Below are 22006 nucleotides of genomic sequence, written 5' to 3'. Positions count from 1 at the left end.
AAACCATTAAAAAATACAAGTTGTTATAGAGCAACCCCGTTCAAAGGAGACAGCAATGTCAGCAGGATCAAAGTTCAAACAGGCGATTGCCAATAATCATCCACTGCAAGTGGTGGGCACAATCAACGCATACACTGCGATGATGGCTGAAAAAATGGGCCATCAAGCTATTTACTTATCAGGTGCGGGAGTGGCGAATGCCTCATTCGGTATGCCGGATCTCGGTATGACTAGTCTTGATAATGTGCTGGAAGATATTCGCCGTATTACTGGTGCCAGTGACTTGCCACTGTTAGTGGATGCCGATACCGGTTGGGGCGGGGCGTTTAATATTGCCCGTACAGTAAAAGAAATGACTAAAGCGGGGGCTGCAGGGTTTCATATTGAAGATCAAGTAGCACAAAAGCGTTGTGGCCATCGTCCTAATAAAGAAATAGTCTCGCAAGCGGAAATGGTTGATCGTATTAAAGCGGCGGTTGATGCAAAAACGGATAGCGATTTTTACATTATGGCGCGTACTGATGCGTTTCAAAAAGAAGGTTTAAATGCCGCGATTGACCGTGCTGCTGCCTGCGTTGAAGCCGGTGCCGATGCGATATTTGCAGAAGCCGTACACGACCTTGCTGATTATCAAGCATTTACCAAAGCGCTTAGCGTACCTGTTTTGGCCAACATTACAGAGTTTGGGCAAACGCCAATTTATACCAAAGAGCAGTTAAGTGATGTGGGTGTGCAACTGGTGCTTTACCCGTTAAGTGCGTTTAGAGCGATGAATAAAGCGGCATTAAATGTGTATTCAGCCATTTTAAATGAAGGCTCACAACAAAGCCAAATTGAAAACATGCAAACACGTGCTGAACTGTATGACTTTTTAGACTATCACAGCTATGAAAACACCCTTGATAGCCTTTTTTCAGCAAATAAATAATCGCAATAATAACAATATTTAAGGAGAACAGAGATGGTTGATAAAGCATTAGGTGGCGCAGGTTTACGTGGTCAAGTTGCCGGTCAAACAGCATTATGTACAGTAGGGCAAACGGGCTCGGGTTTAACTTACTGCGGTTATGATATTGCAGAACTTGCTGAGAAAGCACAGTTTGAAGAAGTGTCATTTTTACTTTCACGTGGTGAACTCCCCACAGCAGCCGAACTTGCAGAATATAAAGCAAAACTAAAAAGTCTACGTGGTTTACCAGCCGCATTGAAAACAGTGCTTGAGAATATTCCAAAAGACGCGCATCCAATGGATGTGATGCGTACTGGTTGCTCTATGCTAGGCAACCTTGAAATGGAGCATGATTTTAGTCAAGCGAATGATGCCATTGATCGTATGGTTGCGGTATTCCCAAGTATTATTTGTTACTGGTATCGCTTTACTCATGATGGCGTGCGTATTGAAACGCAAACTGATGATGATTCAGTTGGTGCGCACTTTTTAACGTTATTACATGATAAAGCACCGTCTGAATTATTTGCACAAGTAATGAATGTATCGCTTATTCTCTATGCAGAGCATGAGTTTAATGCTTCAACTTTTACTGGTCGTGTGTGCGCATCAACATTATCTGATATTCACTCATGTGTAACCGGTGCTATTGGTACTTTACGTGGGCCACTGCATGGCGGCGCAAATGAAGCTGCCATGGACATGATTGAAGGTTTTAAAGATGCCGATCATGCTGAGCAAGAAATCATGGGTATGTTAGAGCGTAAAGATAAAATTATGGGCTTTGGCCATGCCATTTACCGTGAATCCGATCCGCGTAACGTGATCATTAAAAAATGGTCAGAAAAACTCGCGGCAGAAGTAGGTGATGATGTACTTTATCCCGTGTCAGTACGCTGTGAAGAAATTATGTGGCGTGAGAAAAAATTATTCTGTAATGCCGATTTTTTCCATGCTTCGGCATATCACTTTATGGGGATTCCAACGAAATTATTTACCCCTATTTTTGTGATGAGCCGAGTGACCGGTTGGACTGCGCATGTAAAAGAGCAACGTGCTAACAACCGCATTATTCGTCCAAGTGCTGATTACACCGGGCCGGAAGCACGCAGCTATACGCCGATTGAATCACGTTAAGACACAGGGTGGGCGCATATGAGCCCACCGTTTTTTGCACATAGCCTTGAGCTGACAGTTTTTCTCAAACTTTCCTTAACCACGCTACCTGTGTGCAGCCACCGTCACCCAATTTAGCGAGTCTTACCATGACTATTATTAATAACAGCCAATACCGAAAACCGTTACCAAATAACAACGTCGATTATTTTGACACCCAAGCCGCGGTTGATGCTATCAAACCGGGCGCATACGCAACACTGCCTTATACATCCCGTGTATTAGCCGAGAATTTAGTACGTCGCTGCGACCCCGATATGCTCAATGATGCGCTCAAACAAATTATAGAGCGCAAGCAAGACTTAGATTTCCCATGGTACCCAGCGCGGGTCGTCTGCCACGATATTTTAGGGCAAACCGCTTTAGTTGATTTAGCTGGCCTGCGCGATGCCATTGCTGCCAAAGGCGGCGATCCGGCCAAAGTTAACCCTGTGGTACCAACACAGCTGATTGTTGATCACTCATTAGCCGTTGAATACGCAGGGTTTGATCCTGATGCTTTTGAAAAAAACCGCGCTATTGAAGATAGACGCAACGATGACCGTTTCCACTTTATTAATTGGACCAAAACTGCGTTTAAAAATATTGATGTGATCCCACCGGGTAACGGCATTATGCATCAAATCAACCTTGAGAAAATGTCGCCGGTGATCCAAAACCGCGATGGCATTGCTTTTCCTGATACCTTAGTCGGTACTGATAGCCACACACCGCATGTTGATGCGTTAGGTGTGATTGCAGTTGGTGTGGGCGGTCTTGAAGCCGAAAGCGTGATGCTTGGCCGCGCCTCTTATATGCGTTTGCCTGATATCATCGGTGTTGAACTCAGTGGTAAGCGCCAGCCTGGTATTACGGCAACAGATATTGTGCTTGCGATCACCGAGTTTTTACGTGGCCAGCGTGTAGTATCAAGCTATTTAGAATTTTATGGTGAAGGGGCTGATGCACTGACTTTAGGTGATCGTGCCACAATTTCAAACATGACCCCAGAATTTGGTGCCACTGCCGCGATGTTTTATATCGACCAGATGACCATTGATTACTTACGCCTTACAGGGCGTGAAGAACAGCAAATTGCGCTCGTTGAAAACTACGCAAAAACCACCGGTCTGTGGAGTGATAGTTTAAAAACAGCGCAGTATGATCGGGTATTAAAATTTGATCTATCAAGCGTTGGCCGCAACATTGCTGGACCGTCAAATCCGCATCGTCGTGTTGCAACCAGTGACTTGGCAGCGCAGGGGATCTCTGGGGTGGTTGAAAATGAAGCAGGTTTAATGCCGGACGGCGCGTGTATTATTGCTGCTATCACTAGTTGTACAAATACTAGTAATCCACGTAACGTCATTGCAGCTGGTCTTATTGCGCGTAATGCTAACGCTAAGGGCTTAACTCGCAAGCCATGGGTTAAAACCTCATTAGCACCGGGTTCAAAAACAGTGCAATCGTATCTTGAAGATGCCAAATTACTGTCAGAACTAGAGCAACTTGGTTTTGGTATTGTTGGCTTTGCCTGCACCACTTGTAATGGTATGAGTGGCGCGCTGGATCCCGTTATTCAACAAGAAGTGATAGATCGTGATTTATACGCCACGGCAGTGCTTTCGGGTAATCGTAATTTTGATGGCCGTATTCACCCGTACGCTAAGCAAGCATTTTTAGCGTCTCCGCCATTAGTAGTTGCCTATGCCATTGCAGGAACTATTCGTTTTGATATTGAAAAAGACGTGCTGGGTAAAGATCAGCAAGGTAACGATGTTACGCTAAAAGATATTTGGCCGTCGGATGAAGAAATCGATGCGGTTATTAAACAAAGCGTAAAACCTGAGCAGTATAAGAAGGTTTACGAGCCGATGTTTAATTTAACCGTTGATTACGGTGAAGATAACGACCCACTTTACGATTGGCGCCCACAAAGTACGTATATTCGTCGCCCACCATATTGGGAAGGGGCGCTTGCTGGTGAGCGCACCATGAAAGGCATGCGTGCATTAGCGGTGCTTGGCGATAACATAACAACGGACCATTTATCGCCCTCGAATGCAATTATGGCCGACAGCGCAGCAGGTGAGTACTTAACACATATGGGTGTGCCAGAAGAAGACTTTAATTCCTATGCCACGCACCGTGGCGACCATTTAACTGCGCAGCGCGCAACATTTGCTAACCCTAAACTATTCAATGAAATGGCGATTGAAAATGGCGAGGTAAAACAGGGCTCGTATACGCGAATTGAGCCAGAGGGCACAGTTACTCGGATGTGGGAAGCAATCGAAACTTATATGCAACGTAAACAGCCATTAATTATTGTTGCCGGTGCCGATTATGGCCAAGGTTCATCACGAGATTGGGCGGCCAAAGGCGTGCGTTTAGCGGGGGTGCAAGTGATTGCTGCAGAGGGCTTCGAACGCATTCACCGTACTAACTTAATTGGTATGGGGGTATTACCGCTGGAATTTACAGCGGGCACTACCCGTAAAACACTCAAGCTTGATGGCAGTGAAAGTTACGACGTAGCAGGCGAGCTTACTCCAGGTGGAAACGTTAATTTAATCATCACGCGAGTCGATGGCGAAGTACTTACGGTACCAACTAAATGCCGAATCGATACCCAAGAAGAATTATCTATCTATGCCGCAGGGGGTGTATTACAACGCTTTGCGCAAGACTTTTTAGAAGCCACGCAAAGCGCTTAAGGAACCCTAATGACATTTAAACCACAAATTAAAGTGCCTGCCACCTATATGCGCGGTGGCACCAGTAAAGGGGTGTTTTTTAATTTAACTGATTTGCCAGAGGCCGCCCAAGTGGCGGGCTCTGCGCGCGATAACTTGTTATTACGTGTGATTGGCAGTCCAGATCCGTATGGCAAACAAACTGATGGTATGGGCGGGGCGACTTCGAGCACCAGTAAAACCGTTATTTTAAGTAAAAGTGAGCAAGCTGATCACGATGTTGATTACTTATTTGGCCAAGTTGCTATTGATAAAGCGTTTGTTGATTGGAGCGGGAACTGCGGTAATTTAACCTCTGCGGTAGGTGCCTTTGCAATTAGTAATGGTCTGGTTGATGCTGGTCGTATTCCTGCAAATGGCGTTGCGGTTGTGCGAGTTTGGCAAGCAAATATCAAAAAAAGTATTTTAGTGCATGTGCCTATAACTAATGGAGAAGTCCAAGAAACTGGCGACTTTGAACTCGACGGCGTGACATTTCCAGCCGCTGAGGTAAAACTTGAGTTTATCGATCCTGCCGATGGTGATGGCGCGTTATTTCCTACAGGCAATATTGTTGACGAGCTTGAAGTGCCGGAGTTTGGCGTACTAAAAGCGACCATGATCAACGCCGGCATTCCTACCATTTTCGTTAATGCGCAGGATATTGGTTACACCGGCACTGAGCTGCAAGATGATATAAATAATGACGAACAAGCGTTAGCTAAGCTTGAGTCTATTCGTGCGCATGGTGCCGTAAAAATGGGCTTGATCGGTCATATTAGTGAAGCGGCAGCTCGTCAACATACACCAAAAGTGGCTTTTGTCAGTAAACCTACGAGCTATACCTCATCAAGTGGCAAAGCGATCAGCCAAGACAGTTTTGATCTACTGGTTCGCGCTATGTCGATGGGTAAGCTGCATCATGCCATGATGGGCACTGCCGCAGTGGCAATTGGTACCGCAGCGGCTATCAATGGCACTTTAGTGAACTTGGCTGCGGGTGGCGGTCAACTAAACGAAGTGAACTTTGGTCATCCTTCTGGCACGCTAAAAGTTGGCGCAGAAGCACAGCTGATTGATGGTGATTGGCAGGTTACAAAAGCCAGTATGAGCCGCAGCGCCCGGGTACTTATGGAAGGTGTAGTGCGGGTGCCGGACTGTGGATAAAATGTGCGCTAGGAAATAATATCAACGCAGTGATCAAAGGTGCGCAAGGGCGTTGGTTAGACGTTAAACAAAAAGGCCGTAATTACAGTGGCGGATTATATTTTGGCGACACGCAAATCGCAGATGTAACAGCGGTAAGAGGTGTACCGGGTATTTTATTCCCTGATGGCACATTTGAGTCATTGTTTTAACAATATAAAGGCGCTTATTTGCGAACATTTAAGCGCCCAGTTATTTGCGGCTACACTGGTGTTTCTTTTCTTCAATATAGCTTAAAAGTTCACCTTGCTCTTTCATTTTATTTATCTCGTTATTGAGATCGGCTAAAATTTCCTGCCACTGTTGGTTTGCTTTACTTACCGAGTAATATAAAGGCTTGTAAGCAAGTGCAGGGGACAATGCCACCAGTGCATTTTTCATTTGCTGTTTTTCTGTTTCGAAGAGCTGAGACTTTTCAATACTTGCAATTAACACGTCAAAATCAGCTACAATCAAATCAACCCGCAGGTTCATGAGTAAATGAATTTGCTGGAACTCATTGTTAGCAACAATGGTACTAATTTGTTTTGAGTTAATCAGTTTGTCGAGTTCTGGAGTGTTTTTATACGAGCGAACGACACCAAGAGTTTGACCTTTTATTGACTCTAAACTGCCGTCATAGTTTGATTCTCTGCCGCTTAGCCCGATCAGTGACAAGCTGCCACCGGGTATCTCCGTGGATAAAGCCATTAAGTCGTTACGTGCTTTACCTTGCCTATTTTCTGACATAACTTCAGCATCAATAAAATACTCAGGAAACAAAATATCCGCATAGCCGCACCCACTGAACAAAAATAAAAAGAGTAAGTACTTTCTCATTTATTTGATAAGTTTTTGTAATTATCCTTACAGCTTAGTCGCATATGTACATTTAACAACTTAAAAAAGACGATAACTAAAGTTAATAAAAAGAATGAATTGCTAATGCCAATCTATTTAAACATTTCAATTTCTACCCGCGAGCCTTCAGCTACATTTGCTGAATCCGCTGGGAGGACGATAAAGCAGTTTGCCTTACTCATCGATGTCAGCACGCCAGAACCTTGATAAGGCAGCGCGCTTACCGTGTAAAAGCCTTCGTTATCAATCGTTGCAATCGCTCTTTGAAGATCAGTGCGTCCAGGGCGTTTTTTAATTGCGGTGGTGGTAATAGCAGTGAGTTTATTTGTTTGTTTTGCGCGAGGTTGGGCTGAAAGGTAATTAAGTGCAGGGCATACCAGTTGCATAAAAGTCACCATTGCAGAGACTGGGTTGCCGGGTAAACCAAAAAAATAGCTGTTAGGAAGTTTACCAAACGCAAAAGGTTTACCTGGCTTCATGGCTATTTTCCAAAATCCGATCTCACCAATATCGTTCAGCACTTCCTTAGTATAATCAGCATCACCAACAGAGACCCCACCAGAACTAATGATAACATCAGCAGCTTGGTCAGCTTTTAAAAATGCGTCTTTTATCGCTGTTTTAGTATCTTTAATGATCCCTAAGTCAATAACGTCAAACGCAAGCTTTTGCAGTGATGAAATAAGTACCGGGCGATTGCTTTCATAAATTGCACCGGCTTTTAATGGCTGGCCAGGCAGCGTTAACTCATCACCAGTTGAAAATACAGCGACGGTTAATTTTTTATAAACTGTTAATTGCTCAATGCCCAGCGAGGCAAGTAAACCTAGGTCAACTGGGGTTAGCTTATGGCCAATGGTTAAAACGGTTTCACCTTTGGTGATGTCTTCACCGGCGCGGCGGATGTTATCGGCCATTTTGATTTTTTGATTTATAGTGACGTGATTGCCTACTTTAGTGGCATTTTCTTGCATAATAACTGCGTCACAGCCTTTAGGTATGGGGGCACCGGTCATAATTCTAACGCACTCGCCTGGGCGTAACGGCTGCTCAAAGTATTCGCCAGCAAGCACGGTTCCGATAAGTTGATAGCTATTAGCTGACGATTGATAACAAATAGCGTAGCCATCCATTGCAGAGTTATCATGAATAGGCACATTTATGTTGGAGACTAGCTCTTTGGCTAAAACCCTATCTAAAGAATTGAACAGACTGATCTGTTCATGTTGTGCAATGGGTTTTATTGTCGATAAGATATTTTCAATCGCGTCTTCAACCGATAATAAAGCGGATGCATTAAAGCAGTCATTCATATATATTGATTCTTCTTATTCATTAGATAATTAAAACAATACTCATAATGTCAATGCTTTACAATAGAGTCTGTTACTATTTTTGGTTTGTGTTATTACTCAATATTAATAGCGTATCGGCAACAGAAAACCTGCATATTGCGGTTGCCAGTAACTTTAAAGCCCCTTTAGAGCAACTTTTAAATAAAGCCCCTTTTGCTGATGAAATTGAAATAACCCTGTCAGCTGGCGCAAGTGGTGTATTGTATTCGCAAATAATTCATGGTGCGCCTTTTGATATGTTTCTTTCAGCAGATGCTAAAAGGCCGGCATTACTAAAGCAACAAGACCTAATTATTAAGGAGAGTATTCATACTTATGCAACGGGAGTATTGGCACTTTGGCAACCTGAATTAAATTCGTCAAACTCTTATATAGCGATAGCTAATCCTCGCTCTTCACCTTATGGCGAAGCTGCAAAATATTATAACGACCGTTATCTTAAAACCAACTTATCATTTGTATTGGCGCATAATATTACGCAGGCATTTCAGTTTGTAGACAGCGGCAATGCGGGGCAGGGCATTGTTGCTTTGGCTAGTTTAAAAGCTGCGTATCAGCAACACGCTAATGATAAATATTTAGCATATACGCAGCTCCCTTATCAGCAGTACCCAGCCATAACGCAACAAGTTGTGGTGTTAAAATCAACTGACAATTTAGCTGCCGCTAATAAGGTACTGAGTTATTTACTCTCCCCCGCAGTGCAAAGTGAGATCACAGAACTCGGCTATCAAAAGGCCTGTAGCCAATGCTAGATACTGACTTTACAGCATTATTTTTGACTGTGAAATTAGCGATTATTACGTCTTTATTATTGTTGATAATTTGCTTTCCAATCGCTTGGTTGCTGTCAAACTATAAAGGTCGCTTGAAACCCTATTTCGAAGCGGTTATTGCGCTACCTTTAGTTTTACCGCCAACATTGCTTGGCTTTTATTTGCTGGTGGCTTTTTCACCTAATACAATTTTAGGGGAGTTTTGGCAAAGCCTGACGGGTCATCAGTTAGCTTTTAGCTTTTCAGGGATTGTGCTTGGCTCACTCATTTACTCACTGCCTTTTGTTATGCAACCTTTATTGGTTGGTTTTAGCCAAGTAAATAGTCAATATAACAGCGCGGCGATTGCGCTTGGTTTTAGTGCGACAAAGCGGTTTTTCTATTTATTGATCCCGTTACTTAAAAGTACAATTTTAAGTGCTTTTTCGCTGGGGTTTGCCCATACACTTGGCGAGTTTGGTTTAGTGCTTATGATCGGCGGCAATATACCTGGTGAAACCCAAGTCGTTTCAATTGCTTTATATGATCACGTTGAAGCACTTAACTATCAAGCCGCCCATGAGTTATCACTGATTTTATTTGCAATTTCATTTATCTGCCTAGTTTTACTGTTTAAGTTTAATAGATCAAACCTTGGCTTTAGAGGCGCTAATGCTACAAGTTAATATTAATCAGCCACTTGAAAACTTTGTTTTAGATGTAGAGTTTGCAGTTGAACAGGGCATTATTGTTGGTGTTTATGGTCCATCTGGTGCAGGAAAATCGAGTTTATTAGCTGCAATTAGTGGTATTAGTACTGGGCAGTCTATTATTAATAACCAGCTAAATTTAGCAACGCTTTCACCAGATAAGCGGGGTATTTGTTTACAGTTGCAAGCGTGCCCGTTGTTCCCTCATTTAAATGTGCTGGGGAATTTAAATTTTGCCTATAAGCATCGCCCTAAAAATAATAATCAATTAATGATCGACGAGATTGTCTCGTTACTAGGTGTTGCAGACTTGCTAAACCGTGAGGTTGGCAGCTTATCCGGTGGAGAGCAGCAACGAATTGTTTTTGCTAGAACTTTATTGCTTGGCCAAAATATTATTTTGTTAGATGAGCCTTTTTCTGCACTAGATTGGCAAAAAAAACAGCGGTTACTCTCGGCAATTAAATACTTAGCAAAAAATAAAAAGATTACCTTTATTATTGTCAGTCACTCTCTGAAAGAGCTTAGTTATTGCGCTGATAAACTACTGCAATTAAGCCGAGGAAAAATAATTCGATTTGGCGATACCGAGGTTATTAGCCAACATATAAATAATGAACAGGGCACTACACATTTTAGCTTTATTAATTTTCAACAACCGAGCCCATTACCTGAGTATAACTTAACAAAAGTCACGCTTAGCCAAAGCCAACAAGTACTTTATATCAATCAGTTTGATGATCGAAACAACTATAAAATTTGTATAAACGCAAATGACATCAGTGTTAGCACAGCGCCTGAAAAAAATAGCAGCTGCATCAATACTCTGCACTGTACGTTTGTGGGTTGTCAGCTGCAGCAGCATGAAGCGCTACTGTATCTTGATGTTGATGGGCAAACATTATTGTGTAGTCTCAACCCGCTGGCATGGCAGCAGTTGGCGATAACGACAGGACAAACCTTGTATGCACAACTGCATGCAATTTAGTACGCTATTTTGCACCGATACAGCACATTAACATTCCCTTAATAGTGCAACAGGCCTGCTTTAGATAATTTTAAATCCCTACCATATTGAAATAATTGAAAATAATTATGTGGCTCATAATTTGCTCGCCCTTACCTGCTTTTAACTTACTTAGAACTAAAAAATAGTATTAAAAGTATTTTAAGATTTTATTCTAATAAAAATAGCGTCAGGAGCGTGTCGTATGCAGCAAACTACAGGATTCAATTTATTATCATTTCGGGGCAAGATGAAAGTGCTCCATCTTAGTTGGATGGTTTTTTTCGTGTCATTCTTTGTCTGGTTTAATCATGCACCGATGTTAGGTGCAATAGCCAGTTCATTGGGTATCAGTATGAGTGAAGTTAAAACCTTATTGATTTTGAATGTCGCATTAACGATACCAGCACGGGTGGTGGTGGGTATGCTCACCGATAAATATGGCCCGCGCATTGTTTATTCGGCATTACTTATTAGCTGTAGTATTCCGTGTTTTATGTTTGCTGCGGCTACGACCTTTGAACAAGCTGCAATTGCCCGTTTTGCGCTGGGTTTTATAGGAGCTGGCTTTGTGGTCGGCATTCGCATGGTTAGTGAATGGTTTCCTGCTAATGAACTTGGCATAGCCGAAGGTATTTATGGTGGTTGGGGTAACTTTGGTTCAGCTGCCGCTGCAATGTCACTGCCTGCGATTGCGCTGTTATTTGGTGGCGAAGATGGCTGGCGTTATGCGATTGCTGTAACCGGGGTTATTAGCATCCTATTTGGTCTTATTTGGTTTTTTAATGTCAGCGATACCCCAAAAGGGGCAACCTATTTTAAACCGAAAAAAATTGGCGCAATGGAAGTAACCAGTAAAGGCGATTTTGTCTTACTGTTGATCATGAAAATTCCTATGTATGCGGCATTGGCATTACTAAGTTGGAAACTTTCGCCAAGTGGTGCCAATCTTATATCAGCTAACTTTGTGCTAGGCGTATATGTTGTTCTTATTTCACTTTATGTTTATGAAGTATATAAAACCTACGATATCAATAAAGCTATTTTTAAGCATCCTGTCCCAGAGTCACAGCGTTATGAGTTTAAACAAGTAGCGGTGTTGAATATTTTATATTTTACAACGTTTGGCTCAGAGTTGGCGGTTATTTCTATGTTGCCGTTATTTTTTAGTGAGGTTTTTGGTCTGGATATGGTTTATGCCGGATTACTCGCCTCTGCGTATGCTTTTATGAATCTCGCATCGCGCCCAGGTGGTGGTTGGATCTCTGATAAACTCGGACGTAGAATTACCTTAATCGTGCTAACCATGGGTCTAGCAGTAGGTTATTTTGTTATGGGGCTAGTTGATGCAAGTTGGCCGCTTTGGTTAGCGGTTGTGGCTGCAATGGCGTGCTCGTTCTTTGTGCAAGCCGGTGAAGGCGCTGTTTTTGCGGCGGTGCCACTTATTAAGCGTCGCTTAACTGGGCAAATTGCCGGTATGACAGGGGCTTATGGTAACGTAGGGGCGGTGGTGTATTTAACGGTATTATCAATGGTTGATTATCAAACCTTCTTTTTTGTTATCGCAGGCAGTGCGTTAGTGGGACTGATAGCGTTAATGTTTATGCAAGAACCGAAGGGCCATATCACAGAAGTGAATGAAGACGGCTCGGTTGAATTAATTTCTGTTACTTAAGGCAAATTAGATGATAGCTGAAACCGCCAAAGCGAGCAGCCAAGTTAATAAACGCACTGCAAATATGCATGCTAAAAATGAGCTACAGGTGTCATTTGGTGGTCATTCAGCGCCAGGCAATAAAGCCGATAATCAAGACGCTTTTGCAGCCCTGCATACCAAAGGTCATGACCGTGATTACAAAGGTATTGTTGCGTGTATTGCGGATGGCTGTTCAAGCGCTAAATTCGCCAAAGAAGCGGCTAATTTAGCGGTCAGTCACTTTATTAATGAATATTTAGCTACCGAGCCTAGTTGGTCGGTAAAAAAATCAGTATCAAAAGTGCTGGCGAGTTTAAATTTGTGGCTTTATTCGCAAACACCGACTAATAGTCAACAAATGCACCGTCAAGCTCACTGGATGACTACGTTTACTGCACTGATTTTAAAATCAACCAGTGGCTTTATTTTCCATTTGGGTGATACGCGTGTTGCGCAATTACGCGATGGTGAACTCACTCAATTAACCCGTGATCATAAAGTTAATCAACATTTAACCAAGGCCTTAGGGGCAGAGTTACACCAAGAAGTTGATGTTTATCAGTTTGAAATAAAACAGCATGATATTTATGTATTGAGCTGTGATGGTGTGCACGATTTTGTCACTCAAACACAGATTATTGAGTGTATTAATAGTCATAATGATCTTGAAGCTGCGGCTAAAGCTATCACGCAGCGCGCGATTGCCCAAGGCAGTGATGACAATGTGAGTTGTTTACTGGTAAAAGTGCAGCAGATCCCCAAAAAATGTTTAGATGAACGATACCGTGATCTCACTAAACGTAAAATCCCAGCGGTATTGCAGGTTGGTCAGCAACTTGATCAGTACACAGTACTTCGGCAAATATACGCCAGTACGCGATCACATATTTACTTAGTGCAAAGTAACGAGTATGCCGCACCGGTAGTATTAAAAACGCCCTCGATAAACTTCGCAGACGACCTTCATTACTTGCAAGGATTTATGCGGGAAGGGTGGGTTGGCCAGCGTATTAACCATCCCAATGTTATGAAAGTCCTTAATACTGCCGATGACAGTGATTTTTTATATCATATTTGTGAATATATGGATGGCCAAACTCTAAGACAGTGGCTAGCAGACACGCCCGATCCACAATTGAGCCAAGTGCGTAATATCGCTTTGCAAATCGTCCAAGCTTTGCGAGCTTTTCAGCGCCTTGACATGGTACATCGTGATTTAAAACCAGATAACGTCATGATTGATGCGCATGGTAAAGTCACCTTGATTGATTACGGCACCGTAAAAATTGCCGCTATGCATGATGATATTAATCAAATAGTGGATGAGTGTCCGCAAGGTACGCTTGGTTACACAGCGCCAGAAACACTGGTTACTTTAAACGCCGATTTTAAAAGTGACTTGTTTTCACTTGCAGTGATTATCTACGAGCTATTATCTGGGCAGTTACCGTATAAATCGTTATCTTCTGCTCAACAAGCACCTTCAGGTAGTACTCTTTGGCATTATCGCAGTATTCGTGACTATCGTAGTGATATCCCATTTTGGTTTGACCAAACGTTAATGAAAGCCACAGCGGTAAAGCCTGAGCATCGCTATAGTTCATTTTCAGAGTTTATTAACGATCTCAATACCCCAAACTCACAGCTGAGTATCACGCCAATAGATAAACCTGGTTTTTATCAGCGTAATCCCGTGATGGTATGGCAAGTGATCGCTATTTGTTTATTCCTTTGCTTACTCACGGTGCTTATCATTAAATAACAACGCAGTATCACTGTGGTGCAAGCAATGGATCGTCGTGGTGCTGTACCTAGCTTTTAATATTTATTTAAAATTTAAGTTCTTGTATATATTGAATTTAAATGTTTGGTATGGCCCTTGCTTTAATTGCTAATAACAATAAATATATAGCAAGTAGGGTGAACTGATGAACCACAAACAACGAGTCGTTGTCGTCGGTAATGGAATGGTTGGGCATCATTTCGTGGAGCAAATTACCAGCCTTATAAACCCTAGTTCAGATGCTGAAGTGACAGTACTCAGTGGTGAAGAGCGTTTAGCTTACGATAGAGTGCATTTATCAGAATTTTTTGCTGGCAAAACAGCCGATGACCTTGCGCTAACAAACGAGCAAATATATGCGGATTGGCAAGTGCGTTTTTACACCAATGCAAAAGTCACTCATATAAACCGGGAAAAGCAGCAAGTAACGACCAGTGAAGGCGCAATCTTTGATTATGACAAGCTGGTACTGGCAACTGGCTCATTTCCTTTCGTACCGCCAATCCCAGGCAAAGACCGTGAACATTGCTTAGTGTATCGCACCATTGCTGATTTAAATGCGATTAAACACTCTGCCAGCAGCAGTAAAGTGGGGGTGGTGATTGGTGGTGGTTTGCTCGGTTTAGAAGCGGCGAATGCGCTGAAGCAGTTGGGTCTTGAAACTCATGTTGTAGAGTTTGCCCCGCAATTAATGGGCGTGCAAGTTGATGGCGGCGGCGGGCGATTACTGAAAGATAAAATTAGCGCATTAGGTGTGCAGGTTCATACCTCGATGGCCACAGAAGAAATTGTCGATGGAGATAGCTGTCGCTACAAAATGTGCTTTAAAGGTGGTGAAACGCTAGAAACCGATCTTATTTTATTTTCAGCGGGTATCCGTCCCTATGATAATTTAGCCCGAGAATTTGATTTAGCTGTTGGTGAGCGTGGTGGCATTGTTATTAATGATCATTGCCAAACATCAGATCAAAATATTTATGCTATTGGCGAATGTGCGCTGTGGAGTAACTTTATCTTTGGTTTAGTGGCACCGGGTTACGCTATGGCGAAAATTGCTGCTAAACATATTTTGTCTAGTCATAGTGATTGTGCATTTACTGGTGCTGATATGAGCACCAAATTAAAACTAATGGGCGTTGAAGTAGGCTCAATTGGTGACGCTCATGGGCGGACGCAGGATGCTCGTAGTTATGTTTTTGATGATCAACTCAGCGGTGTTTACAAAAAAATAGTCACTGATCCAGCCGGTACCCGTTTGATTGGTGCAGTATTGGTTGGTGATACCAGCGATTATGACAACTTACTGCAATATCACTTGAACGATTTGGCACTTAGTGTTGCCCCTGAATCACTTATTTTCCCGCTGGCCCCGACAGCAGATACGATTTCAATTGCTGATTTACCTGCTGAAGCAATGATCTGCAGTTGTCACCAAGTAACTAAACACACGATTGAACAAGCCGTGTTAGCCGGCGCCATCGATTTAGTGGGTGTACAAACAGTCACTAAAGCCTGCACTGGCTGTGGCAGCTGCGAAAGCCGAGTAAATTGCATTATCGAACACTGTGTAACCGAACACAGCTTAGCCGTCACTCAAGCAGAGCCTAAGCGACTCAGTGATAGCGCATTGATCCCCGTAACCGAACTTGCATAAGAGAGCGCCATGACCACTTTAAAAGAGAGTTTAATTCAAACAACATGTGCGTATTGTGGTGTAGGCTGTGGCGTTGATGTTGCCTTAGCGGGCAATCAACCGACACAGCTAGAAGGGATGCCTGAGCATCCGGCAAACTACGGCCGGTTATGCGTAAAAGGCACCCATTTATTAGATACAATTAGCAACGAGAATCGCCTTAGCGCACCAGAAATTAACAATAAACAAGTAAACTGGTCTGAGGCGAGTGATTACGTGGCGAGTGAATTCAGCAAAATAATTGCCGAGCACGGCCCAGATGCGGTGGCTTTTTATGTTTCTGGGCAGTTGTTAACCGAAGATTATTACATCGCCAATAAATTCATGAAAGGTTATATTGGTTCGGCCAATATTGATACCAATTCACGCTTGTGTATGTCTTCTGCGGTGGCGGGTTATAAACGCGCTTTTGGTGAAGATGTAGTGCCTTGTGATTATGAAGACTTAGAGCACACTGAACTGCTTATTTTAATCGGCTCTAATGCGGCATGGACACATCCTGTGTTATATCAGCGCATCGCACGAGCAAAGCGCATGAACCCAACCATGAAAGTGGTGGTTATCGATCCAAGACACACCGATAGCGCAGAGCTGGCCGATAGGTTTTTACAACTAAAGCCAGGCACAGATGCCGCACTGTATAACGGTTTATTACGTTACTTAGCGGATAACCAACTGCTTGATGATGATTTTATTGCAAAGCACACCGATGATTTTGCAACTGCATTAGCAGCAACGCAGTCATGGACGATAGATGAGGTTGCCAGCTATTGTGAACTAAGTCGCCACGAAGTTAGCCAATTTTATAGCGAGTTTGCCACTAGCGCCTCAGCCATTAGCTTTTACTCAATGGGCATTAATCAATCATCGTCAGGGGTTGATAAATGTAATGCGATTATTAATGCCCATTTAGCGTCAGGGAAGTTATTAAAAACGGGCTCTGGGCCGTTTTCTATCACAGGTCAACCCAATGCCATGGGCGGACGCGAAGTGGGTGGGTTGGCAAATCAGCTTGCTGCGCACTTAGACATTGAAAATGAGCAGCATCAATCATTAGTAAAGCGTTTTTGGCAATCACCGACTATCGCCACTCAAGCAGGAGCGAAAGCGCTGGATATGTTTGATGCGATCCGCGCTGGTAAAATCAAAGCGGTGTGGATCATGGCGACCAATCCGATGGTTAGCCTACCAAATACCGATGCAATAGCTGAAGCACTGAAAGCCTGTGAACTGGTGGTGGTATCGGATTGCGTGGCAAGTAACGACACCCTTGATTATGCCCATGTCAAACTACCCAGCACTGGTTGGGGAGAAAAAGAAGGCACCGTGACCAATTCAGAGCGCCGTATTTCTCGCCAAAGAGCAATTATCGCGCCGTTCGCTGGCGCAAAAAACGATTGGCAAATACTCTGTGATGTCGCAAAAAAAATGGGTTTCAGTGGATTTGATTTTACCCAGCCAAGTGAAATTTTTGATGAGTGGGCGCGATTAACAAGCTTTGAGAATAACGGGTCACGACAGCTTAATTTATCTGCTTTAGCGGGCATGAGCAGTCGCGAATATAATGCCTTGAGGCCTATCCAATGGCCCTGTATTAAAGGCGATAACTACCAACACGGGCAAGTGTTCAGCCAAAATCAATTCAGCACAACGAATAAAAAAGCGCGTTTTATTGCCATTACGCCGCAACTCCCTAAGCAAGTTACCTCAAGTGAATATCCGTTAGTGATGAATTCTGGGCGTATTCGCGACCAATGGCATACCATGACTCGTACGGGCAAATCTGCAACGCTTTCAACCCATATTACGCGTCCTTATATTGAGCTTCATCCGAAGGATGCTAGTCGGCTTGGCATCAACAATGATGATTTAGTTCGAGCGCAGTCAAAGGTGGGCGAAGTAATAGCGAATGCCAAAATTACCGACTCACTCAGAGCGGGTGAATGTTTTATGCCGATCCATTGGAATCAGCAATTTGCCTCATCACCTAATGTTGGCAAATTATATTCGTCCATTGCTGATCCTATTTCAGGTCAACCAGAAACGAAGTTTACGGCCATAAAGCTGCAACCGGTAGAGTTTAGCCAATATATGGATGTATTTGTTAATAAGCAAAGTAACTGCCAGGCTGATCTAACGGCGCAAAGTGATTATTGGTTAAAAGTTAATGCCAGTAATTGCAGCCAATATCAGCTCGCATTTAACGATGTTATCGCAGATGCACTTTACTGGTGCCAACAAAGCAGTGGCATAAAAGGGCAGTGGTCAGGTTTTTATGAAGGCGCTACGCAACGTATTCAATGTATTGCCAATGGTCGATTAGTGTTTGTGGCGATGGTAACGAATGAGCAAGTAACCACATCAATTGAGTGGAACAATCACTTGTTTAGCCAATCGGCACTGAACTTTGCACAACTGCAGTCATTATTAACGGCCACACCTGACGAAGAGTTTAGCCAAGGGCGACAAATTTGTAGCTGCTTTAAAGTCAGAGAAAAGCCAATTGTTGATGCCATAAAAGCGGGGACTCACCGGGTTGATGAACTGGGCTTGCAGTTACAGTGCGGGACTAATTGTGGATCATGTAAAACTGAATTAAGTCAGCTCATTAAGCGCCATGCTGTGATTGCTCAAGGGCAGCAAATTGATGTGCTGGTCACGGTGTAGTTGTTATGCCAAAGCAGATGTATATAAAAATAATAAGTAGAACAATTTATGCGTGAAGACAACTATCAACTTGAAGATAAATTTGGACGTCGCTTTAATTATTTAAGACTCTCGATCACCGATGTCTGTAATTTTAGTTGTAGTTATTGCTTACCGAATGGTTATCAGTGTGATACGCCGCGTGAGTTCTTGACACAAGCAGAAATTACCACTGTAGTGAGTGCTTTTGCCAAGCTAGGCACTAAAAAAATTCGCTTAACGGGCGGCGAGCCATGCCTACGTAAAGATTTGCCAGAGATCATTAAACGCTGTAAAGCGACTAGCGGAATTAGCGAAGTCGCGCTCACAACCAACGGTTTTAACTTATTAAATAATGTTGATGAATATAAAGCCGCTGGACTTGATGCCATTAATGTCAGTATCGACAGCTTAGATCCGAAAATGTTTCAACTAATAACTGGCCACGACAAGCTACAACATATTTTAAACGGCATTGCACGAGCTCAGCAGATAGGCATTAAGCGCATTAAAGTCAATGCCGTATTAGCTAAAGCATTTAATCATAACCAGCTAAAAGATTACCTTGCTTGGATAAAGCACCAGAGAGTAACAGTGCGCTTTATTGAATTGATGGAAACCGGTAATGGCACGCAATTTTTTGAACAAAATCATTTAAGTGGCCAAGGCGTTAAAGATAGTTTGCTAGCAGCAGGCTGGTTACAAGTCGTAAAGGGCACGTTGAATGGTCCTGCGCAAGAATTTTGGCATCCCGATTATCAAGGCCGTATTGGCTTGATAATGCCTTACAGCAAAGATTTCTGCCAAAGCTGTAATCGTTTGCGTGTTTCTGCGCTGGGTAAATTACATTTATGTTTATTTGCTGATCAAGGTATCGACTTACGCAGTGCATTAAATAGTGGCACCACTGAAAACGCGGCTGAGCAAACGATTAAACTGATCCGCAGCGCAATGAGTAACAAAACCATTAGTCACGAGCTTGATAAGCGCTTAACGGGCGCAACCAAACATTTAGCGATGTTAGGGGGATAGAGCAATGGCTGTGACTGGGTTAGTGCTCGCTGGTGGTAAATCTTCACGCATGAAAACCAATAAGGCTGAGCTGCTGTTTGGCGATAAAACCTTGCAACAACACAGTGTTGATTTATTGCACAGTGTTGGGGTGCTCGATGTTTTGATCAGTCGTAACGGTTGCCCAAATTATCTAGCTGATATATATCCAAATAAAGGGCCTCTTGGGGGAATTTATAGCGCCCTCAAACACACTAAGAACGATTTACTGGTCGTGGCGATTGATATGCCATTACTCAATGGCGCGTTATTAACACGCTTAGTTAATTTTTATCAGCATAAAATGCACACTGAAACCATGAATTTAGTGCATTTTAGTGACTTTCCATTACCCATTTACATTAAAAATAATCAAGTGACACAGGACTATTTATTTTCTGTGCTCAGTGTAACTGACAGTAACTTATCGATTAAACAGTTTATAAAAACATGCCAAGGTGAGTCGCTTGAAAGCGCACAAACCGACGCATTTAGTAATATTAATACCCCAGTGCAATACAACCAATTATGTAAGGCGCACGGTATTAAAGAATTGAATCAATTAATTTATTAAAAAGAAGTAATAAAATTATGGCTAATACAACAGATAACAGCGTGGTCAATATTGCGGTTTTAACCGTCAGTGATACTCGCAATGAAAATACTGATACTTCAGGACATTATCTAGTGCAAGCTTTACAAGATGCTGGGCATCAATTGCTTGATAAAAAAATCGTTAAAGATGATGTATATCAAATGCGGGCAATTGCCTCGCAATGGATTGCAGATGAAACTATTCAAGCCATTTTAGTGACTGGTGGCACAGGGTTTACTGAGCGAGACTCAACGCCTGAAGCAATGCTGCCGTTATTTGATAAAACGGTCGACGGATTTGGCGAGCTATTTAGACATATTTCATACAGTGAAATTGGCAGCTCGACCATTCAATCTCGGGCGCTTGCGGGACTTGCAAACAACACCGTTATTTTTTGCATGCCAGGTTCAACGGGAGCGTGCAAAACTGCGTGGACGGGCATTATTGAGCAGCAATTAAGCGCAACATTTAAGCCATGTAATTTTGTGCCACATATTAGTGTTGGCAGTCGCTGTGCAACTAGGGGTTAAACATGTTAAGTCATATTGATGAACACGGCCAAGCGAATATGGTTGATGTTTCACTAAAACAAATCACCACCCGAGAAGCGATTGCGCAAGGGATGATATCGATGTCGAAAGAAGCTTTTTCACAGGTAGTGGCCAATGAGAATAAAAAAGGTGATGTCATCGGGGTTGCACGTATTGCGGGTATTCAAGCAGCAAAGAAATGCGCTGATCTTATCCCGCTGTGCCATCCGTTGGCGTTGACCAAAGTGGCCGTTGATTTTGAGCTAGACGAGCAAAACTGCATTATAAAAATAACCAGCTTATGTAAACTCTCAGGCAAAACTGGAGTTGAAATGGAAGCGCTTAGCGCAGTATCAGTTGCCGCACTGACATTATTTGATATGTGCAAAGCCGCTGATCCGGATATGGAAATTCACTCTATTCGGGTGATAAAAAAATCAGGAGGTAAACATGGTGACTGGCAACGACGCTGAGCAAGTAAAGCTATTGTTTTTTGGCCAACTTAAAGAGCGTTTACAGTGTGCAAACTATACTATAGCTATTAAGCAACCGCTTTCAATTAAACAATTAAAATCGCATTTGATTAGCTTACAGCCTAGTTGGCAAGCAGCGCTTAATAATGACTTACTGATAGCGGCAGTGAATCAGCAAATAGCGCAACAGCAAGCGATTGTTAAAGGGGGTGATGAAGTAGCTTTTTTCCCACCCGTAACAGGTGGCTAATGAGTATTGAAATAACCATCAGCCATGATGATTTTGACATTGCAGTACTGCATGATGCACTGCAAATAGGTAATGTGCAGCAAGGCGCAGTGGTTACTTTTACAGGTTTAGTGAGAGAATTCAGTCAGGGTGATAATGTGGTCGCACTGGAGCTTGAACATTACCCACAAATGACCGAGCAACTACTGTTAAGCATTGCAGAGCAAGCTCAAAAGCGTTGGCAGTTGGGCCGAATTAGCATCTATCATCGGATTGGTTATCTGCCCCTTGGCGAGCAAATTGTTTTTGTTGGCGTGAGTGCCAAACACCGGCAAAGTGCCTTTGATGGTGTGCAATTTATTATGGATTACTTAAAAACCCAAGCCACATTTTGGAAAAAAGAACATTTTAGCCATTCATCACAGTGGGTTGAATTTAAAGCCAGTGATTTACAGGCCCAGCAAAAATGGATGGAAGATTGACCCAAAATAGCAACTCGGCTCTAGGAGTTAGTTTCTACGTGATAATAATTGTGCTTATTGCATATTCAAATAGTTAATC

The 22006-nt window shown here is 42.9% G+C and carries 20 protein-coding genes; 18 read left to right on the top strand and 2 right to left on the bottom strand.

Translation table 11 applies throughout. The features are described from left to right. Positions 1-55 precede the first annotated feature (55 nt). The 5 genes from prpB (at position 56) to NDQ71_RS04225 (ending at position 6197) form a co-directional block, all read left to right on the top strand. Positions 56-928 (top strand): methylisocitrate lyase, encoded by an 873-nt coding sequence (prpB, locus tag NDQ71_RS04245; RefSeq protein WP_064667053.1) that lies wholly within the window; start codon positions 56-58, stop codon positions 926-928. Positions 929-961: 33 nt separating this feature from the next. Next, complete coding sequence (gene prpC / locus NDQ71_RS04240) at positions 962-2086, top strand: 2-methylcitrate synthase (protein WP_192542104.1); 1125 nt, start codon at positions 962-964, stop codon at positions 2084-2086. Between the two features lie 128 nt (positions 2087-2214). Continuing rightward, positions 2215-4821 carry a Fe/S-dependent 2-methylisocitrate dehydratase AcnD gene (gene acnD, locus NDQ71_RS04235; RefSeq protein WP_301562309.1) on the top strand — a complete coding sequence of 869 codons (2607 nt, stop codon included), beginning with the start codon at positions 2215-2217 and terminating at the stop codon, positions 4819-4821. Positions 4822-4830: 9 nt separating this feature from the next. Next, on the top strand, positions 4831-6006 hold the full coding sequence (prpF, locus tag NDQ71_RS04230) for a 2-methylaconitate cis-trans isomerase PrpF (RefSeq protein WP_192542106.1): 1176 nt from the start codon (positions 4831-4833) through the stop codon (positions 6004-6006). A gap of 29 nt (positions 6007-6035) precedes the next feature. Continuing rightward, positions 6036-6197 carry a hypothetical protein gene (locus tag NDQ71_RS04225; protein WP_192542123.1) on the top strand — a complete coding sequence of 54 codons (162 nt, stop codon included), beginning with the start codon at positions 6036-6038 and terminating at the stop codon, positions 6195-6197. Positions 6198-6237: 40 nt separating this feature from the next. Here the strand turns inward: NDQ71_RS04225 and NDQ71_RS04220 are convergent, their stop codons facing one another. Then, the gene (locus NDQ71_RS04220; protein WP_301562308.1) at positions 6238-6774 is read right to left on the bottom strand and encodes a transporter substrate-binding domain-containing protein; all 537 of its coding nucleotides are present in this window, start codon (positions 6772-6774) and stop codon (positions 6238-6240) included. Positions 6775-6977: 203 nt separating this feature from the next. Further along, a complete protein-coding gene (glp, locus tag NDQ71_RS04215; protein WP_192542108.1) occupies positions 6978-8198 on the bottom strand; it encodes a gephyrin-like molybdotransferase Glp in 1221 nt (406 codons plus the stop codon). 47 nt (positions 8199-8245) lie between these two features. On the opposite strand from glp, the gene modA reads away from it, so the two are divergent. From modA to NDQ71_RS04150, 13 genes are all read left to right on the top strand, one after another. Then, entirely contained in the window at positions 8246-8995 is a 750-nt protein-coding gene (gene modA, locus NDQ71_RS04210; RefSeq protein WP_064667044.1) for a molybdate ABC transporter substrate-binding protein, read from the top strand. Further along, positions 8989-9681: a molybdate ABC transporter permease subunit gene (gene modB, locus NDQ71_RS04205; RefSeq protein ID WP_301562307.1), complete on the top strand. Its 693-nt coding sequence runs from the start codon at positions 8989-8991 to the stop codon at positions 9679-9681. Before modA ends, modB begins: the two co-directional genes overlap by 7 nt. Beyond that, positions 9668-10693, top strand: a complete 1026-nt coding sequence (locus NDQ71_RS04200) for an ATP-binding cassette domain-containing protein (RefSeq protein ID WP_301562306.1) — start codon at positions 9668-9670, stop codon at positions 10691-10693. Before modB ends, NDQ71_RS04200 begins: the two co-directional genes overlap by 14 nt. 223 nt (positions 10694-10916) lie before the next feature. Then, a complete protein-coding gene (locus NDQ71_RS04195; protein ID WP_301562305.1) occupies positions 10917-12386 on the top strand; it encodes a NarK family nitrate/nitrite MFS transporter in 1470 nt (489 codons plus the stop codon). Between the two features lie 64 nt (positions 12387-12450). Then, on the top strand, positions 12451-14169 hold the full coding sequence (locus tag NDQ71_RS04190; protein ID WP_367318011.1) for a protein kinase: 1719 nt from the start codon (positions 12451-12453) through the stop codon (positions 14167-14169). 166 nt (positions 14170-14335) lie between these two features. Further along, the gene (locus tag NDQ71_RS04185) at positions 14336-15844 is read left to right on the top strand and encodes an FAD-dependent oxidoreductase (RefSeq protein WP_301562303.1); all 1509 of its coding nucleotides are present in this window, start codon (positions 14336-14338) and stop codon (positions 15842-15844) included. 9 nt (positions 15845-15853) lie between these two features. Continuing rightward, positions 15854-18550, top strand: a complete 2697-nt coding sequence (locus tag NDQ71_RS04180) for a nitrate reductase (protein ID WP_301562302.1) — start codon at positions 15854-15856, stop codon at positions 18548-18550. A gap of 48 nt (positions 18551-18598) precedes the next feature. Continuing rightward, complete coding sequence (gene moaA, locus NDQ71_RS04175; RefSeq protein ID WP_192542117.1) at positions 18599-19600, top strand: GTP 3',8-cyclase MoaA; 1002 nt, start codon at positions 18599-18601, stop codon at positions 19598-19600. 4 nt (positions 19601-19604) lie between these two features. Continuing rightward, positions 19605-20192, top strand: a complete 588-nt coding sequence (locus NDQ71_RS04170; protein ID WP_192542118.1) for a molybdenum cofactor guanylyltransferase — start codon at positions 19605-19607, stop codon at positions 20190-20192. A 17-nt stretch (positions 20193-20209) separates the two neighbouring features. Then, positions 20210-20743 (top strand): molybdenum cofactor biosynthesis protein B, encoded by a 534-nt coding sequence (gene moaB / locus NDQ71_RS04165; RefSeq protein ID WP_064667036.1) that lies wholly within the window; start codon positions 20210-20212, stop codon positions 20741-20743. 2 nt (positions 20744-20745) lie between these two features. Beyond that, on the top strand, positions 20746-21216 hold the full coding sequence (gene moaC, locus NDQ71_RS04160; protein WP_192542120.1) for a cyclic pyranopterin monophosphate synthase MoaC: 471 nt from the start codon (positions 20746-20748) through the stop codon (positions 21214-21216). After that, positions 21194-21466 carry a molybdopterin converting factor subunit 1 gene (gene moaD, locus NDQ71_RS04155; RefSeq protein WP_192542121.1) on the top strand — a complete coding sequence of 91 codons (273 nt, stop codon included), beginning with the start codon at positions 21194-21196 and terminating at the stop codon, positions 21464-21466. Before moaC ends, moaD begins: the two co-directional genes overlap by 23 nt. After that, positions 21466-21927, top strand: coding sequence for a molybdenum cofactor biosynthesis protein MoaE (locus NDQ71_RS04150; protein WP_192542122.1), 462 nt, complete (start codon positions 21466-21468; stop codon positions 21925-21927). The genes moaD and NDQ71_RS04150 overlap by 1 nt, the downstream gene beginning before the upstream one ends. Positions 21928-22006 lie beyond the last annotated feature (79 nt).

Source organism: Pseudoalteromonas sp. KG3, assembly GCF_030436385.1.
GTDB classification, from domain to species: domain Bacteria; phylum Pseudomonadota; class Gammaproteobacteria; order Enterobacterales; family Alteromonadaceae; genus Pseudoalteromonas; species Pseudoalteromonas prydzensis.
This window is presented reverse-complemented; position numbering and strand designations above follow the sequence as displayed.

Excerpts from the sequence above, each read along its gene's own strand:
- moaC (WP_192542120.1), top strand. The coding sequence starts at position 20,746 with ATGTTAAGTCATATTGATGAACACGGCCAAGCGAATATGGTTGATGTT.
- acnD (WP_301562309.1), top strand. The coding sequence starts at position 2,215 with ATGACTATTATTAATAACAGCCAATACCGAAAACCGTTACCAAATAAC.
- NDQ71_RS04170 (WP_192542118.1), top strand. The coding sequence starts at position 19,605 with ATGGCTGTGACTGGGTTAGTGCTCGCTGGTGGTAAATCTTCACGCATG.
- prpF (WP_192542106.1), top strand. The coding sequence starts at position 4,831 with ATGACATTTAAACCACAAATTAAAGTGCCTGCCACCTATATGCGCGGT.
- NDQ71_RS04150 (WP_192542122.1), top strand. The coding sequence starts at position 21,466 with ATGAGTATTGAAATAACCATCAGCCATGATGATTTTGACATTGCAGTA.
- NDQ71_RS04185 (WP_301562303.1), top strand. The coding sequence starts at position 14,336 with ATGAACCACAAACAACGAGTCGTTGTCGTCGGTAATGGAATGGTTGGG.
- moaA (WP_192542117.1), top strand. The coding sequence starts at position 18,599 with ATGCGTGAAGACAACTATCAACTTGAAGATAAATTTGGACGTCGCTTT.
- modA (WP_064667044.1), top strand. The coding sequence starts at position 8,246 with ATGTCAATGCTTTACAATAGAGTCTGTTACTATTTTTGGTTTGTGTTA.
- prpC (WP_192542104.1), top strand. The coding sequence starts at position 962 with ATGGTTGATAAAGCATTAGGTGGCGCAGGTTTACGTGGTCAAGTTGCC.
- NDQ71_RS04220 (WP_301562308.1), bottom strand. The coding sequence starts at position 6,774 with ATGTCAGAAAATAGGCAAGGTAAAGCACGTAACGACTTAATGGCTTTA.
- NDQ71_RS04200 (WP_301562306.1), top strand. The coding sequence starts at position 9,668 with ATGCTACAAGTTAATATTAATCAGCCACTTGAAAACTTTGTTTTAGAT.
- moaB (WP_064667036.1), top strand. The coding sequence starts at position 20,210 with ATGGCTAATACAACAGATAACAGCGTGGTCAATATTGCGGTTTTAACC.
- NDQ71_RS04195 (WP_301562305.1), top strand. The coding sequence starts at position 10,917 with ATGCAGCAAACTACAGGATTCAATTTATTATCATTTCGGGGCAAGATG.
- NDQ71_RS04190 (WP_367318011.1), top strand. The coding sequence starts at position 12,451 with ATGCATGCTAAAAATGAGCTACAGGTGTCATTTGGTGGTCATTCAGCG.
- glp (WP_192542108.1), bottom strand. The coding sequence starts at position 8,198 with ATGAATGACTGCTTTAATGCATCCGCTTTATTATCGGTTGAAGACGCG.
- NDQ71_RS04180 (WP_301562302.1), top strand. The coding sequence starts at position 15,854 with ATGACCACTTTAAAAGAGAGTTTAATTCAAACAACATGTGCGTATTGT.
- modB (WP_301562307.1), top strand. The coding sequence starts at position 8,989 with ATGCTAGATACTGACTTTACAGCATTATTTTTGACTGTGAAATTAGCG.
- moaD (WP_192542121.1), top strand. The coding sequence starts at position 21,194 with ATGGTGACTGGCAACGACGCTGAGCAAGTAAAGCTATTGTTTTTTGGC.
- prpB (WP_064667053.1), top strand. The coding sequence starts at position 56 with ATGTCAGCAGGATCAAAGTTCAAACAGGCGATTGCCAATAATCATCCA.